12 protein-coding genes are annotated in these 14096 nt (G+C 63.2%); 9 read left to right on the top strand and 3 right to left on the bottom strand.

The genetic code is table 11. The features are described 5' to 3' along the window. Nucleotides 1–287 precede the first annotated feature (287 nt). Entirely contained in the window at nucleotides 288–1652 is a 1365-nt protein-coding gene (gene eat, locus M1E16_RS19190) for an ethanolamine permease (protein WP_458128141.1), read from the bottom strand. A gap of 403 nt (nucleotides 1653–2055) precedes the next feature. On the opposite strand from eat, the gene kdpF reads away from it, so the two are divergent. The 6 genes from kdpF to M1E16_RS19160 all read left to right on the top strand — a co-directional run bounded on the left by kdpF (nucleotide 2056) and on the right by M1E16_RS19160 (nucleotide 9968). Then, nucleotides 2056–2145 carry a K(+)-transporting ATPase subunit F gene (kdpF, locus tag M1E16_RS19185; RefSeq protein ID WP_032833236.1) on the top strand — a complete coding sequence of 30 codons (90 nt, stop codon included), beginning with the start codon at nucleotides 2056–2058 and terminating at the stop codon, nucleotides 2143–2145. Between the two features lie 8 nt (nucleotides 2146–2153). Then, the gene (gene kdpA, locus M1E16_RS19180; RefSeq protein WP_458128140.1) at nucleotides 2154–3848 is read left to right on the top strand and encodes a potassium-transporting ATPase subunit KdpA; all 1695 of its coding nucleotides are present in this window, start codon (nucleotides 2154–2156) and stop codon (nucleotides 3846–3848) included. A gap of 10 nt (nucleotides 3849–3858) precedes the next feature. Beyond that, on the top strand, nucleotides 3859–5913 hold the full coding sequence (gene kdpB / locus M1E16_RS19175) for a potassium-transporting ATPase subunit KdpB (RefSeq protein ID WP_458128139.1): 2055 nt from the start codon (nucleotides 3859–3861) through the stop codon (nucleotides 5911–5913). 46 nt (nucleotides 5914–5959) lie between these two features. Beyond that, nucleotides 5960–6505 (top strand): potassium-transporting ATPase subunit KdpC, encoded by a 546-nt coding sequence (kdpC, locus tag M1E16_RS19170; protein ID WP_458128138.1) that lies wholly within the window; start codon nucleotides 5960–5962, stop codon nucleotides 6503–6505. Nucleotides 6506–6569: 64 nt separating this feature from the next. Next, nucleotides 6570–9221, top strand: coding sequence for a DUF4118 domain-containing protein (locus M1E16_RS19165; RefSeq protein ID WP_434697220.1), 2652 nt, complete (start codon nucleotides 6570–6572; stop codon nucleotides 9219–9221). 48 nt (nucleotides 9222–9269) lie between these two features. Then, the gene (locus M1E16_RS19160) at nucleotides 9270–9968 is read left to right on the top strand and encodes a response regulator (RefSeq protein WP_434697221.1); all 699 of its coding nucleotides are present in this window, start codon (nucleotides 9270–9272) and stop codon (nucleotides 9966–9968) included. Nucleotides 9969–10137: 169 nt separating this feature from the next. Here the strand turns inward: M1E16_RS19160 and M1E16_RS19155 are convergent, their stop codons facing one another. Beyond that, nucleotides 10138–11175, bottom strand: a complete 1038-nt coding sequence (locus tag M1E16_RS19155; protein ID WP_305499728.1) for a patatin-like phospholipase family protein — start codon at nucleotides 11173–11175, stop codon at nucleotides 10138–10140. Between the two features lie 207 nt (nucleotides 11176–11382). Here M1E16_RS19155 and M1E16_RS19150 point away from each other — a divergent pair, with 207 nt between their 5' ends. From M1E16_RS19150 to M1E16_RS19140, 3 genes are all read left to right on the top strand, one after another. Next, entirely contained in the window at nucleotides 11383–11673 is a 291-nt protein-coding gene (locus tag M1E16_RS19150; RefSeq protein WP_014337256.1) for a hypothetical protein, read from the top strand. 95 nt (nucleotides 11674–11768) lie between these two features. Continuing rightward, on the top strand, nucleotides 11769–12530 hold the full coding sequence (locus M1E16_RS19145; protein ID WP_458128137.1) for a CHAD domain-containing protein: 762 nt from the start codon (nucleotides 11769–11771) through the stop codon (nucleotides 12528–12530). 244 nt (nucleotides 12531–12774) lie between these two features. Continuing rightward, entirely contained in the window at nucleotides 12775–13572 is a 798-nt protein-coding gene (locus tag M1E16_RS19140) for an acyl-CoA thioesterase (RefSeq protein WP_434697223.1), read from the top strand. Nucleotides 13573–13586: 14 nt separating this feature from the next. Here M1E16_RS19140 and M1E16_RS19135 read toward each other — a convergent pair whose 3' ends face one another. After that, the gene (locus tag M1E16_RS19135) at nucleotides 13587–13949 is read right to left on the bottom strand and encodes a terminase (protein ID WP_458128136.1); all 363 of its coding nucleotides are present in this window, start codon (nucleotides 13947–13949) and stop codon (nucleotides 13587–13589) included. Nucleotides 13950–14096 lie beyond the last annotated feature (147 nt).

The raw sequence follows: 14096 nt of genomic DNA, 5'->3' as shown, positions 1-14096 counted from the left end.
TGACGGCATATCAGCGTAGCTATTGGGACAAGAGCGATCCGAACTATCCATTTCTGAGCGGTGCGAAGCCGGTCCCGCCTACACATTTCGCTAAGCCTCAGTGGCCGGCCCATCCGGTTATGTCCGACGTCAAGTCGGACATAACGTAAGGCGGATCAATTATCTATTGGGGGGGAGATCTCCCACATATGCGGAACGTCGTTGTATTGGTATGCGTTGAACTAGACCTTAATAGAGGCTTAGAGAGGCGCTGCCAATGTTTGTGAGCTGGAAATGGATTCGCCGTCTCATAAACCGGTCAACATCGCGTCGGCCGGGGCATCCGCACGCAACTGTGCGGTCATCACGAAGTACACGAAACCCACCGCCATGAACCCCAGGAAGATCAGCCCGATCAGCGTGTTGAACCAGGCCATCGCCACCAGGCACACCACCGCCAGCACCAGGGCGATCCCCGGTACGATCGGATAGCCGGGCGCGCGGAACGTACGTTCGAGATTCGGTTCGGTTTTGCGCAGTTTGAACAGGCTGAGCATGCTCATGATGTACATGACGATTGCGCCGAACACGGCCATGGTAATCATCGCCGCGGTCAGGGTCATGCCGCCGAGGTTGATCAGGCCGTCGCTGTAGATTGCCGCGATGCCGATCAGGCCGCCGGCGATGATGGCCCGGTGCGGGGTCTGGAAACGTGACAGTTTGGCCAGGGAAGAGGGGAGGTAGCCGGCGCGGGCCAGGGCGAAGAACTGGCGTGAGTAGCCGAGGATGATGCCGTGGAAGCTGGCTACCAGGCCGAACAGGCCGATCCAGACCAGCATGTGCAACCAGCCGGAGCTTTCACCGACCACGGTTTTCATGGCTTGCGGCAGGGGATCGTTGATGTTTGACAGGGTGCGCCAGTCACCGACGCCACCGGCGAAGAACATCACGCCCATGGCCAGGAACACCAACGTCAGGATGCCGCTGATATAGGCCTTGGGGATCGTGCGTTTCGGATCCTTGGCTTCTTCAGCGGCCATGGCCGCGCCTTCGATGGCGAGGAAGAACCAGATCGCGAAGGGAATGGCGGCGAACATTCCGGCAATGGCCGGTGCACCGAACACGTCGGAACCGGCCCAGCCGTTCAAGGCGAAGCTACTGAAACTGAACGCAGGCGCGACCACGCCCATGAAGACCAGCAACTCGGCGACGGCAAGTACGCAGACGATCAGCTCGAAGGTCGCGGCCAGTTTCACCCCGAGGATGTTCAGGCCCATGAACACGATGTAGGCGCCGACGGCAGCGTGTTTCGGGTCGAGCGCCGGGAATTGCACATTCAGGTAGGCGCCGATGGCCAAGGCAATGGCCGGTGGTGCGAAGACAAATTCGATCAGGGTTGCCAGGCCGGCGATCAAGCCGCCTTTTTCGCCAAAGGCTCGACGGCTGTAAGCGAACGGTCCGCCAGCGTGGGGAATGGCGGTGGTCAGCTCGGTGAAACTGAAGATGAAGCAGGTGTACATGGCCGCGACCATGAACGACGTCACCAGAAAGCCCAGCGTTCCGGCGACTCCCCAGCCGTAACTCCAGCCGAAATACTCACCGGAAATCACCAGGCCAACGGCGATGCCCCATAAGTGCAGGGTGCCCAGGGTGGGTTTGAGTTGTGTGTTCATCGGTGGCTCCCCTCGATAAATAGCAAAAGCGCTGGGGAGAGGGCAGTGCAGTGGACGTGCCACAGGGCTGGAACCGGTCGTAATAGGCGAAATCGTGTCGTATCGGGAATATTCACTGCTGGATTGGCCGGATTTATGCCCCAGTTCGGAGCGTAGGTGCCTGGGCGGGCCTCATCGCGAGCAAGCTCGCTCCCACAGGGATCTTCGGTAGACGCAAATCTCTATTCGCAACAGAGCCATTGTGGGAGCGAGCCTGCTCGCGAAGGGGCCCGCCCAGCCAACCATCAAGTCGATTTTTACAGATTCTTTATCCCCGACCCCCTGCCTCGATCTCGCGCCTTTACACCCTCCCTGCAGACAATCCCCCCACACACGGCACGACGCCGTACCACGGAGAAATCCCATGAGTGTTCTGGACGGGGTGTCGCTGCTGCTGGCAGGGGCGCTGTTCATTTATCTGCTGGTTGCGCTGTTGCGCGCGGATCGGAACTAGGAGCGGTTATGCACGGTTATGACTTCGGGCTGATCCTCGGCTTTTTTGCTCTGGTGCTGATTCCGGCGCCGTTTCTGGGACGGTTTTACTATCGGGTTATGGAGGGCCAGCGTACCTGGCTGTCGCCGATTCTTGGGCCGGTGGAGCGCGGTTGTTACAAGGTGGCCGGCGTTGATCCGACTGCCGAGCAGAGTTGGCAGAAGTACACCCTGGCCTTGCTCGCGTTCAATCTGGCGGGATTTGTGCTGTTGTTTGCGATCCTGTTGTTGCAGGGGCATTTGCCACTTAACCCGGAAAAGCTGCCAGGCATGGAATGGACCCAGGCCTTCAATACGGCGGTCAGCTTCGTGACCAACACCAACTGGCAGTCCTACAGCGGCGAGGCGTCCCTCAGTTATTTGAGCCAGATGGTCGGTCTGACGGTGCAGAACTTCGTCAGCGCCGCCACCGGCTTGGCCGTGCTGGTGGCGCTGTGTCGTGGGATCGGGCGCAAGTCCGCGGCGACGTTGGGCAATTTCTGGGTCGACATGACCCGTGCCACCCTCTATGGACTGTTGCCGCTGTGCCTGCTGCTGGCGCTGTTTCTGGTGTGGCAGGGCGTGCCGCAAACCTTCGCGCAGTATGTGCACGGGGTGACGATGCAGGGCGTCGACCAGGTGATTCCATTGGGCCCGGCCGCCAGCCAGATTGCGATCAAGCAACTGGGCACCAACGGCGGTGGTTTTTTTGGTGTCAACTCGGCGCACCCGTTCGAGAACCCGACGGCCTGGAGCAACCTGTTTGAAGTCGCGTCGATCATCCTGATCCCGGCGGCGCTGGTGTTCACGTTCGGCCATTACGTCAAGGACCTGCGCCAGAGTCGGGCAATCATCGCCTGCATGCTGGCGCTGTTCCTGATCGGCGGCGCGACGTCGCTGTGGGCGGAATTCCAACCCAACCCGGCCTTTGATAACGCGGCCGTTGAACAGGCCGCGCCGCTGGAAGGCAAGGAGTCACGTTTCGGCACCACGGCCACGGTGCTCTGGTCGGTGACCACCACGGCAGCCTCGAACGGCTCGGTCAACGCGATGCACGACAGCCTCAACCCGCTGAGCGGCATGGTCGCGCTGGTGAACATGATGCTGGGCGAAGTAATTTTCGGCGGTGTTGGCGCCGGGCTCTACGGGATGCTGCTCAACGTGTTGATCGCGGTGTTCCTGGCCGGGTTGATGATCGGTCGTACGCCGGAATACCTGGGCAAGAAACTCGGCGCCCGGGAAGTGCAGTTGCTGGTGGTGACGCTGCTGGTGATGCCGGTGAGTGTGCTGGTGCTCGGCGCGATTGCCGCAAGCCTGCCCGGGCCCGCCGCGGCGGTGAGCAATCCTGGCGCTCATGGCTTCAGTCAGTTGCTCTACGCCTACACCTCGGCTGGGGCGAACAACGGTTCGGCGTTTGCCGGTTTCGGCGCCAACACGCCGTTCCATAACCTGATGCTGGGCCTGGGCATGTTGATTGGCCGTTTCGGCTACATCCTGCCGGTGCTGGCGTTGGCCGGCAGCCTGGCGCTGAAGAAAACCGCACCGATCGGCCAGAACAGCTTCCCGACTCACGGCCCGCTGTTCGTGACCCTGCTGACCGTGACCATCCTCCTCGTGGGTGGCCTGACATTCTTGCCGACCCTGGCCCTGGGGCCGATCGCCGAACACCTGAGCATGGGTTTCTGAGGAACAGATGATGAATATGCCATTGAGCAAAACCGTCGTCGCCAAGGCGCCGGAACAACCGCAAACCCAGCTGTCGGCGCTGTGGCGGCCGGCGCTGGTGCAAGCTTTCGTCAAGCTCGATCCGCGTCAGTTGCACCGCGCGCCGGTGATGCTGGTGGTGGAACTGACCGCGATCCTCACCACCGTGCTGTGCCTGGTTCCCGACGCCGCCGTGCCGACTTTCGTCGCTGCGCAGATCGCCCTGTGGCTGTGGTTCACCGTGTTGTTTGCCAACTTCGCCGAAGCCTTGGCCGAAGGTCGGGGCAAGGCCCGTGCCGACAGCCTCAAGGCCGGCAGCGAAGGCCTGAGTGCTCGCCGCCAGACGGCGGACGGCTTTGAAGTGATTCCCGCCACCCGTTTGCGTAAGGGTGACGTGGTGCGTGTCGCGGCAGGGGAAATGATCCCTGGCGACGGGGAGGTGATCGAGGGCATCGCGGCGGTCAACGAAGCGGCGATCACCGGGGAGTCGGCACCGGTCATTCGCGAATCCGGCGGGGATCGCTCGGCGGTCACCGGCAATACGCGGCTGGTCTCCGACTGGTTGCTGGTGCGCATTACCAGCAATCCCGGCGAATCCACCCTGGACCGCATGATTGCCCTGGTCGAAGGCGCCAAGCGCCAGAAAACCCCGAACGAAGTGGCGCTGGACATCCTGCTGATCGGCCTGACGCTGATCTTCCTGCTGGTGGTGGTGACGCTGCAGCCGTTCGCCCATTTCGCCAATGGCAGCCTGCCGCTGGTGTTTCTGGTAGCACTATTGGTGACCTTGATTCCCACCACCATCGGCGGGCTGCTGTCGGCGATCGGCATCGCCGGGATGGACCGTCTGGTGCGCCTGAACGTCATCGCCAAATCCGGCCGCGCGGTGGAGGCGGCGGGCGATGTCCACGTGCTGATGCTGGACAAGACCGGCACCATCACCTTTGGCAACCGTCGCTGTGCGGCGATCTATGCCGCCCCTGGGGTGAGCGCCAAGGAGCTGGCTGAAGGCGCGTTGTTCGCCTCGTTGGCCGATGATACGGCCGAAGGCAAATCCATCGTCGAGTATCTGCGCGGCTTGCATCCCCAACCCGAGCCTGCTTTGGACGCGCTGACGGCGGTGCCATTCAGCGCCGAGACGCGGTTGTCCGGCGTGGATCATCAGGGGCGCGTCTATCGCAAGGGCGCGGTGGATTCCTTGCTGAGTTTCATCGGCCTGCCACGCAACGAGCTGCCGCCGGTACTGGCGCGGGAAATCGACAAGATCGCCCAGAGCGGCGGCACGCCGTTGCTGGTCTGCGTGGACGGCAGATTGCTCGGTGCCATTCACCTCAAGGACGTGGTCAAGCCCGGGATCCGCGAGCGCTTTGCCGAACTGCGCAAGCTGGGCATCCGCACCGTCATGGTCACCGGTGACAACCCGCTGACCGCTGCCGCGATTGCCGCCGAGGCGGGCGTCGATGATGTGCTGGCGGAGGCCACGCCGGAGAAAAAACTGGCGCGCATCCGTCACGAACAGAACGACGGCCGGCTGGTCGCCATGTGCGGCGACGGCGCCAACGACGCCCCGGCCCTGGCCCAGGCCGATGTCGGCATGGCGATGAACGACGGCACCCAGGCGGCGCGGGAGGCGGCCAACATGGTCGATCTCGACAGCGACCCGACCAAGTTGCTGGACGTGGTCCAGATCGGCAAGGAATTGCTGGTAACCCGCGGGGCCCTGACGACTTTTTCCATCGCCAATGACATCGCCAAGTACTTTGCGATTTTGCCGGCGCTGTTCGCCTCGATTTATCCACAGCTCGGCGTGTTGAACGTCATGCACCTGAACAGCCCACAGAGCGCGATCCTCTCGGCCATCGTCTTCAATGCCCTGATCATCGTCGTGCTGATCCCTCTGGCCTTGCGTGGCGTGCGAGTGCAGGCGGCGAGTGCGGCCGCGTTGCTGCGACGCAATCTGCTGATCTACGGCCTCGGGGGGATCGCGGTGCCGTTCGTGGGGATCAAGGCGATTGATCTGTTGCTGACGGGGTTGGGGTTGGTTTGAGCCTGAAGACATCCATCACAGATGTGTTTTCAACTGAGGATTTGAAATGTTCACCATGATTCGCCCGGCCCTGAGCCTGTTATTGCTGATGACCCTGATCACCGGCGTCGCCTACCCGTTGTTCGTCACCGGCGTGGCACAAATCGCTTTTCCGGAGCAGGCCAACGGCAGTCTTATCCATGATGCCGACGGCAAGGTCCGCGGTTCCCGATTGATCGCCCAGGACTTCACCGGCGATGCCTGGTTTCATCCGCGCCCTTCGGCCGGCGCCTTCGCCACGGCCGCCAGCGGCGCGAGCAACTTTTCCCCGAGCAACCCGGCGCTGGCCGCCCGGGTCATCGATGACGCCGGCAAGCTGCAAGTGCCCGGCCAGGGACCGGTGCCCCTGGCGCTGCTGAGCACTTCCGGCAGCGGCCTGGATCCGCACTTGCCTCCGGCCGCGATTGCCTATCAACTGGCGCGTGTCGCTACGGCGCGCAACTTGCCGGTGTCGACGTTGCAGCAGTTGCTTGACGACAACACCGAGCAGCCCTTGGTGGGCCCGCCGGTGGTGAATGTGCTGGCGCTGAACCTGGCCCTGGAAAACCTGTAAACCCATGTGGGAGCGAGCCTGCTCGCTCCCACAGGGTGTTCATCAAATCTGAAAGAGAGCCAGCATGAGCGACTCCGGCCGCGCCGATGCACTGTTAGCCAACCTGCCACGCAACGACCGTGGCCGCCTCAAGGTTTTCCTCGGCGCCGCCCCAGGCGTGGGCAAGACCTACGCCATGCTGCAAGCGGCCCATACCCGGTTGCGCCAAGGAACGAACGTCATCGCCGCGGTCGTCGAGACCCACGGGCGCGCCGAGACCGAAGCCTTGTTGAATGGCCTGGCGCAGCAGCCGATGGTGCGTTCGGAATACCGCGGCGTGATGCTCGAGGAGATGGATCTCGACGGCCTGCTTGCCGCACGCCCGAGCCTGGCGCTGGTGGACGAGCTGGCCCACAGCAACGCTCCCGGCAGCCGCCATGCCAAGCGCTGGCAAGACATCCAGGAACTGCTCGCCGCCGGTATCGACGTCTTCACCACGGTCAACGTCCAGCATCTGGAAAGCCTCAACGATCAGGTTCGTGGCATCACCGGAGTGCAGGTGCGCGAGACTTTGCCGGACTGGGTCTTGCAGGAAGCCGATGAGCTGCTGCTGATCGACCTGCCACCGCGCGAACTGCTGGAGCGTCTGCGCGACGGCAAGGTCTATGTGCCGGAACAGGCCCGCGCGGCGATCGATGCGTTTTTCACCCAGACCAATCTCACCGCCCTGCGTGAGCTGGCCATGCAGACCGCTGCCGCGCAAGTGGACAACGACCTGGCCCAGGGTTATCGACAACTGGGCCAGTCGGCCCCGGCGGTCCAGGGCCGGTTGCTGGTGGGCGTGGACGCTGATCACCAGGCCGAACGGCTGGTGCGCCACGCCAGCCGGGTCGCCCAGCGCCGGCATCTGCCCTGGAGCGTGGTGCATGTAGACAACGGCACGGCACGGGACGAGTCCTCGCGCCAGCGTCTGCAGAGCGCCCAGCAACTGGCGGAACGCCTTGGCGGCGAGGTGGTGCTGCTGCGGGCGGGAGAGGTCGCCAGGACGCTTATCCAGCACGCGATGCAACGGCGTGCCACGTTGGTGCTGGTGGGGCAGTCCCGCCGGCGTTTGCGCAGGCGCCTGTTCGGCGGCGGCCTGGCTTCGCGATTGCTGCGCGATGCCCGTGGGCTGGAGATCAACGTGCTGGACGGCGATGAAACACCGCCGCCGCCCCGCCTGCGTCCGGGCACCGTCCAGACCGGGTTCGACTATGCGCTGGCGGTGGTGGCTACGCTGGCCGCCAGTGCCCTGGCCTGGGGGATTTCCGGGTTGCTTGCGTTGCCCAATATCTCCCTGGTATTCCTGATGGCGGTGTTGCTGGTGGCGGTGCGCAGCAGCCTCGGCCCGGCGCTGGCCTGTGCGGCGCTGTCGTTCCTGGCGTACGACTTTCTGTTCATCCCGCCGAATTTTTCGCTGACGATCCAGCGCGAAGAAGACGTGCTGACGCTGGTTTTTTTCCTCTTGATGGCCGCCCTGACCGGCAACCTCGCGGCGCGCCAGCGTCGGCAATTGCAGGCGCTGCGCGACACCCAGCAGGAAACCGCTGAGCTGCTGGATCTGTCGCGCAAACTGACGGCCGCGACCGATCGCCAGGCGGTAATCAGCGCCGCCGTGCAGCACCTCAACAGCGAGGGCGATTTGCAACTGTGCCTGCTCAAGCGCGACGCACAGCACGGCTGGCACGTCGAGACGGCCGAACCGTTGACCTTCACCGAGGCCGAGCGCGCTGCCGCCGACTGGTCCTGGCAGCACGATCAGCCGGCCGGCGCCGGCACCGCGACGCTGCCGTCCGGGCGCTGGTGGTGGTGGCCCTTGTCGTCCGAGGGTGGCCCGTTGGGCCTGTTGGGAGTCTGCCTGAAAGACGGCAAGCCGTTGAGCGGTCAACGTCGCCGCTTGCTGGCGGCGCTCAGCCAGCCGCTGGCCCAGGCGCTGGCTCGGGCGCAGCTGGCGCAGGACCTGGAAGCGGCGCGGCTGCACGGCGAAACCGAGCAATTGCGCAGCGCCTTGTTGGCCTCCGTCTCCCATGATTTGCGCACGCCCTTGACTTCCATGCGCGGCAGCATCGACAGCCTGCTGGCGCTGGGCGAGGCGATCCCGCTGCAGGACCGTCGCGAATTGCTCGAAGGCACCCGCGACGAAGCCGAACGCCTGGATCGTTATATCCAGAACCTGCTCGATATGACCCGCCTCGGCCACGGTGCGCTGAAGCTGGCGCGCGATTGGGTATCGCCGGCCGACATCGTTGCCAGTGCGTTGAACCGGTTGCGGGCGGTACTGGCGCCACTGGCGGTCAGCATCGAAGTGCCAACCGGATTGCCGCTGTTGTATGTCCATGCGGCGCTGATCGAACAGGCGCTGGTCAACGTGCTGGAAAACGCCGCGCGGTTTTCGCCGGCCCATGGTCGGTTGCTGTTGAGCGCCGCAGCGACGACCGATGAAATATGCTTCGCCGTGGCCGATGAAGGGCCCGGAATTCCCGAGCCGGAGCGTGAGAAAATCTTCGACATGTTCTACACCGCTGCGCGCGGCGACCGTGGCGGGCAGGGCACCGGGCTGGGGCTGGCGATCTGTCAGGGCATGGTCGGCGCCCATGGCGGGCGGATCAGCGTCGACGAGGGGCTCGATGGGCGCGGCACCTGCATCACCTTGCACCTGCCCTTGCAGGCACAACCGGGCATGGACGATGAAGCCTGACTGGCGCTGCGTTATGCTCTCGCCACTTGATGGAAATGAACGGACCCCATGAGCCAGAACGCGACCCTTTTGGTCATCGATGACGAACCGCAGATCCGCAAGTTCCTGCGGATCAGCCTGACCTCGCAAGGCTACAAGGTGCTCGAAGCCGAGACCGGCGCAGCGGGCCTGGCCCAGGCGGCGTTGAACAAGCCTGATCTTCTGGTGCTCGACCTTGGCCTGCCGGACATGGACGGCCAGCAGGTACTGCGCGAGTTTCGCCAATGGTCTGCCGTGCCGGTGCTGGTCCTGTCAGTACGCGCCAGCGAAGCGCAGAAGGTCGAGGCACTGGACAACGGTGCGAATGACTACGTGACCAAGCCTTTCGGCATCCAGGAGTTCCTCGCCCGGGTGCGCGCGCTCCTGCGCCAGGCGCCGGCGGGCGAGGCACCGTCGGCGGCATTGACGTTCGGCCCGCTGACGGTCGACCTGGCTTACCGCCGGGTCCTGCTGGACGGCGCCGAAGTGGCCCTGACCCGCAAGGAATACGCGGTGCTGGCGCAACTGGCGCGGCATCCAGGGCGGGTCATCACCCAGCAACAATTGCTCAAGGACATCTGGGGCCCGACCCACGTCGAAGACAGCCATTACCTGCGCATCGTCATCGGTCACCTGCGGCACAAACTCGCCGACGACCCGACTCGGCCGCGGTTCATCGTGACTGAGGCGGGCGTGGGGTATCGGTTGTTGGAGGAGGGTGGAGCTTGAGTTTCAAGCCAAGTGCTGTTGTGGCGAGGGAGCTTGCTCCCGCTGGGTTGCGAAGCAGCCCCAAAAACTTCAGACATGATTTTTGCCTGACACACCGAGTGTTCAGGTTTTAGGGCCGCTTCGCAGCCCAGCGGGAGCAAGCTCCCTCGCCACGGGAGTCTTGCGATTGTTAGCTCTGCTCGCTCTCATACCGATCCAGCGTATCGCTGGCTATCTCCCGTCCCAGCGCGATCAGCTCCGGTGCCTTGTAGAACTCGAAGAACCGGCACACCCGTTTTGGCACGTTGATCAGCACATCCGGCGGGTAGCCGGCGATCTTGTATTGGGCCAGCGAAGTCTGCATCACCTCGAAGCTCTGGTTGATCAGATCGAGCAACGAGGCCGGTCCGACGTTATCGATGATGAAAGAGCCGGTGGCGGATTTCGGCGCGCCTTCGATTTCCGGCGCGGCGGCCGGTTGCTGGCCTTCCGGCTCGGCGGAATCGAGCCATGGGTTGATATCGGCCGCCTCGGCCTTCAGCGCTTCCTGTTCCAACAGCAACAGTTGCTCGGCTTGTTTGCGGCGAAACGGCAGCCTTGAGCCGAGGGAACTGACCAGAGTGTCGAAGCGTCGCCGGAACGCGGCGGGGCGCTGGATCACGGGCAACCGGTATTGCTTCTGGTTGGTGGCGTTGAGGTTGACCGCGATAATCAGGTCGCAATGGCTCGACACCACCGGCACGATCGGCAGCGGATTGAGCAAGCCGCCATCCACCAGCATGCGGTTGCCTTGCATCACCGGGGTGAACAGGCTGGGAATCGCCGCCGAGGCGCGCATCGCCTGGTGCAGGCAACCTTCCTGGAACCAGATTTCCTGCTGGTTGGTCAGGTCGGTGGCCACCGCCGTGTAGGGAATGCGCAGGTCTTCGATATTGAGCTCGCCGACGATCTTGCGGATCTGCCCGAAGACTTTTTCGCCGCGAATGGCCCCAAGGCGAAAGCTGACATCCACCAGCCGTAGCACATCCAGGTAGTCGAGGCTTTCGATCCAGTTGCGATAGTCTTCGAGTTTGCCCGCCGCGTAGATCCCGCCTACGACCGCCCCCATGGAACAGCCGGCGATACAGGCGATGTCATAGCCGCGTCGTTCGATTTCCTCGATCACTCCGATATGGGCATAGCCCCGGGCGCCGCCCGAGCCCAATACCAATGCGACACGTTTTGTCATGAGCAGGCCTCTTGTAGAACAGACCTCAACAATGCACTCATCGACGGGCCGGCTCAATCGCTGTGGCGCAGGCGTCGTTTTTTGACACGTCGCAGCAGCATTTGCGTATGCTCGTGCCCACTTGAATATAGCGGCCGCGCCGAGGCACTTTTTGCCGGCGAAACCGTCTTACCAGCACGACTGTTGACCTGACTTGAGGTGTTATCGATGAAAGCCCGGATCTGCCTGCCCCTGGTGGCGTCCCTGATGGTTCTGGCCCTGGCCGGTTGTGCCGGCAAGACCGCTTACCGCGACAGTTGCGGCAGCCAGCTCGACAGCGCGTGGCGCGAACTTGACCTGGCCAAGGCCGAAGGCTTCGCTGGCACCGTCAGCTACTCCAAGGCTCTTTCATTGCTGACCGGGGCCAAGACCCAGCAGCAATTCGAAGCTTTCGAGGGCTGCGCCAAGAAAGCCGAGAAGGCGCGTTTCTACATTCGCGAATCCCGCGCGGGGCGATAAACACAGCGGCGAGCTGCAAGCTGTAAGCAGAAGCGAAACTGCTTTTTCTTGCGGCTTGTGGCTCGAAACTCGAAGCTGCGTACGGAGTACGCCCGATGATTGATCGGCTGGTGTCCCGGATCCTGGGCCTGGAAGTCCGCCTGCTGGCCTGTCAGGCCCGCTTGAATGCCCATACCGACAGCGAAGCTTTGCATGACCTGCGGACCACCGTCCGCCGTCTGCGCAGCCTGCTTCGTCCGCTGCGCGGGTTGCCCGGCGTCGAGCAGTTGGAGACAGCCGCATCGGCAGTCGGCAGCCTGACTACCCCCTTGCGCGACCGTGAGGTGCTGGCAGCTTATCTTCAGCAGCACGGCAAGACCGAGGCCGCGCAGCGACGCCAGCTGCAAATGGCCGAGGCCTATCCCGCCGTGGCCAGCAGTCCGGAGTTGGCGCATTTGCTGATGATCCTCGATGCGTTCCCACGCTTCATCCGCGCTGCCCAGCGCCAGGGTCTGCTTGCAGGGTTGCGCAAACGTGTCGAAAAGCGCCTCGACAAACAATGGAAAAAGCTCGGCGAAGCCTTGCGCGATCCGGCTCACGACCGCCACCGACTGCGCCTGCTGATCAAGCGCGTGCGTTATGCCATCGAAGCCTATCCCGAACTCGACCGCCTGCCGGAAGCGGCTATGCCCCGACTCAAGGCCGCCCAAGGCGCGTTGGGCGATTGGCATGATTGCTGGCAATGGCTGGCGCGTGCCGAGCAGGAAGCCGACTTGCGGGCCTGCGTACCGGTCTGGCGGATCACCATGGAAAAGGCCGAGGCCAAGTCCGACCGGGTACTCGAAAAACTCCTCGTAAGCTGCTTCGAGAAATCCTGACTCCTGCGTAATCCTTGTGGGAGCGGGCTTGCTCGCGAAAGCGGCGGATCAGCAAGCACAGTGGTGACTGGCCCAACGCATTCGCGAGCAAGCCCGCTCCCACACGAGCTCGCTCCCACAGGGAATTGAGGAGTATTCAGAACCCACGGCTTTTCTGTCAGCCTCTTTGGCCGGAATGAGCGCTGTACTGCCCGCTCGGGATAGTTAATATCCATCATCGTTTTCCCATCTTTTCGAGGTTGCCATGCGCTTTTCCGATTTGATCGATGCCGTGCGTCATCAGCCAGGCGCCGTCACCATTCCACCTGAGTGGGGTCAGGGCCGGGCCAGTTTTGGCGGCCTGGTGGCGGCGCTGCAATACGAGGCGATGCGTGCCCGGGTTCCGGCCGATCGCCCGGTGCGCTCGCTGGCGATCACCTTTGTCGGCCCGGTCGAACCGGATGTCCCGGTCAGTTTCGAGGTCGATATATTGCGTGAGGGCAAGGCTGTCAGCCAGGTGCTGGGGCGCGCTGTGCAGAAAGGCCAGGTGGTGACCGTGGTACAAGGCAGCTTTGGCGCATCGCGAAACTCGGTGGTGGCGGTACAGGCTGATCCCGCGCCACCGTTCAAGGACGTCGAGCAATGCCAGGAACTGCCCTACATCAAAGGCGGGACACCGGAATTCATGCGGCATCTGGCGATGCGCTGGAGCGTCGGCGGCCTGCCGTTTTCCGGTAACAAATCCCGAAGCATGGGCGGCTGGGTGCGCTTGCGTGGTGATGTGAAAGAGGAGTCGCTGAACGAAGGCCATATCCTGGCGCTGGTGGACGCCTGGCCGCCGGCGTTGTTGCCTCACCTGACGCAAATGGCACCGGGCAGCACGCTGACCTGGACCATCGAGTTCGTCCAGCCATTGCTTGAGCTCACGACATTGGATTGGTGCCAGTACCTGGCCGAGATCGAGCACGCCCAGGATGGGTATGGCCATGTCGCGGCGAAGTTCTGGAGCGCCGATGGCCGCTTGATCGCCATGAGCCGGCAGACGGTGACGATTTTCGGCTGAGGCGTTACGGCGATTCAGTGACGGTGGCGATCCCGCCAGGCGCGCCACCATCCGCCGCTGAGGAAAAAGCGTGGGAAGGTCAGGAATTGTTCCACCAGCAGGCGCGACATGGCGTCCTTGCGATCGCTGAAAGGTTCTGAGGCCTGCGCCTCAAGATCATGGCCATGGCGCTGCAATCCGAGTGCGGCGAGTACACCGATCACGCCGATGGCGACATCGCCCAGGCTCAGGCTGAAACCGCCCGAGACAATCAACAGAAACGCGACAATGAACAGCGGCACCGCGATCAGATGCAACACCAGGTTGGTCGGGTGGCGGTGATTCTCGGGGTAGGCGCGCCATTGCCAGGCCGGAAGGTTGGGGTGACGTTTGCCCATGATGCTTTGTCCTTGAGTCCGTGAAATCCGAATAACCCAAGAATAGGCCGGGCCAGGCAGGGCGGCGAATCACGGTTGGCTATCGTAACGATAGGCGTCATAGGCATAAGGCTGTTGGGATGGGGCCAGCCCTGATGATGAAGGCTT

The organism is Pseudomonas sp. Z2-11 (assembly GCF_054161305.1).
The sequence above is the reverse complement of the archived record's forward strand: the minus strand, read 5'-3'. Positions and strand labels throughout refer to the sequence as shown.

Coding starts and splice junctions, on each gene's coding strand:
- M1E16_RS19135 (WP_458128136.1), bottom strand. CDS start 13,949: ATGGGCAAACGTCACCCCAACCTTCCGGCCTGGCAATGGCGCGCCTAC.
- kdpF (WP_032833236.1), top strand. CDS start 2,056: ATGAGTGTTCTGGACGGGGTGTCGCTGCTGCTGGCAGGGGCGCTGTTC.
- kdpC (WP_458128138.1), top strand. CDS start 5,960: ATGTTCACCATGATTCGCCCGGCCCTGAGCCTGTTATTGCTGATGACC.
- M1E16_RS19155 (WP_305499728.1), bottom strand. CDS start 11,175: ATGACAAAACGTGTCGCATTGGTATTGGGCTCGGGCGGCGCCCGGGGC.
- M1E16_RS19145 (WP_458128137.1), top strand. CDS start 11,769: ATGATTGATCGGCTGGTGTCCCGGATCCTGGGCCTGGAAGTCCGCCTG.
- M1E16_RS19150 (WP_014337256.1), top strand. CDS start 11,383: ATGAAAGCCCGGATCTGCCTGCCCCTGGTGGCGTCCCTGATGGTTCTG.
- M1E16_RS19140 (WP_434697223.1), top strand. CDS start 12,775: ATGCGCTTTTCCGATTTGATCGATGCCGTGCGTCATCAGCCAGGCGCC.
- kdpB (WP_458128139.1), top strand. CDS start 3,859: ATGAATATGCCATTGAGCAAAACCGTCGTCGCCAAGGCGCCGGAACAA.
- kdpA (WP_458128140.1), top strand. CDS start 2,154: ATGCACGGTTATGACTTCGGGCTGATCCTCGGCTTTTTTGCTCTGGTG.
- eat (WP_458128141.1), bottom strand. CDS start 1,652: ATGAACACACAACTCAAACCCACCCTGGGCACCCTGCACTTATGGGGC.
- M1E16_RS19165 (WP_434697220.1), top strand. CDS start 6,570: ATGAGCGACTCCGGCCGCGCCGATGCACTGTTAGCCAACCTGCCACGC.
- M1E16_RS19160 (WP_434697221.1), top strand. CDS start 9,270: ATGAGCCAGAACGCGACCCTTTTGGTCATCGATGACGAACCGCAGATC.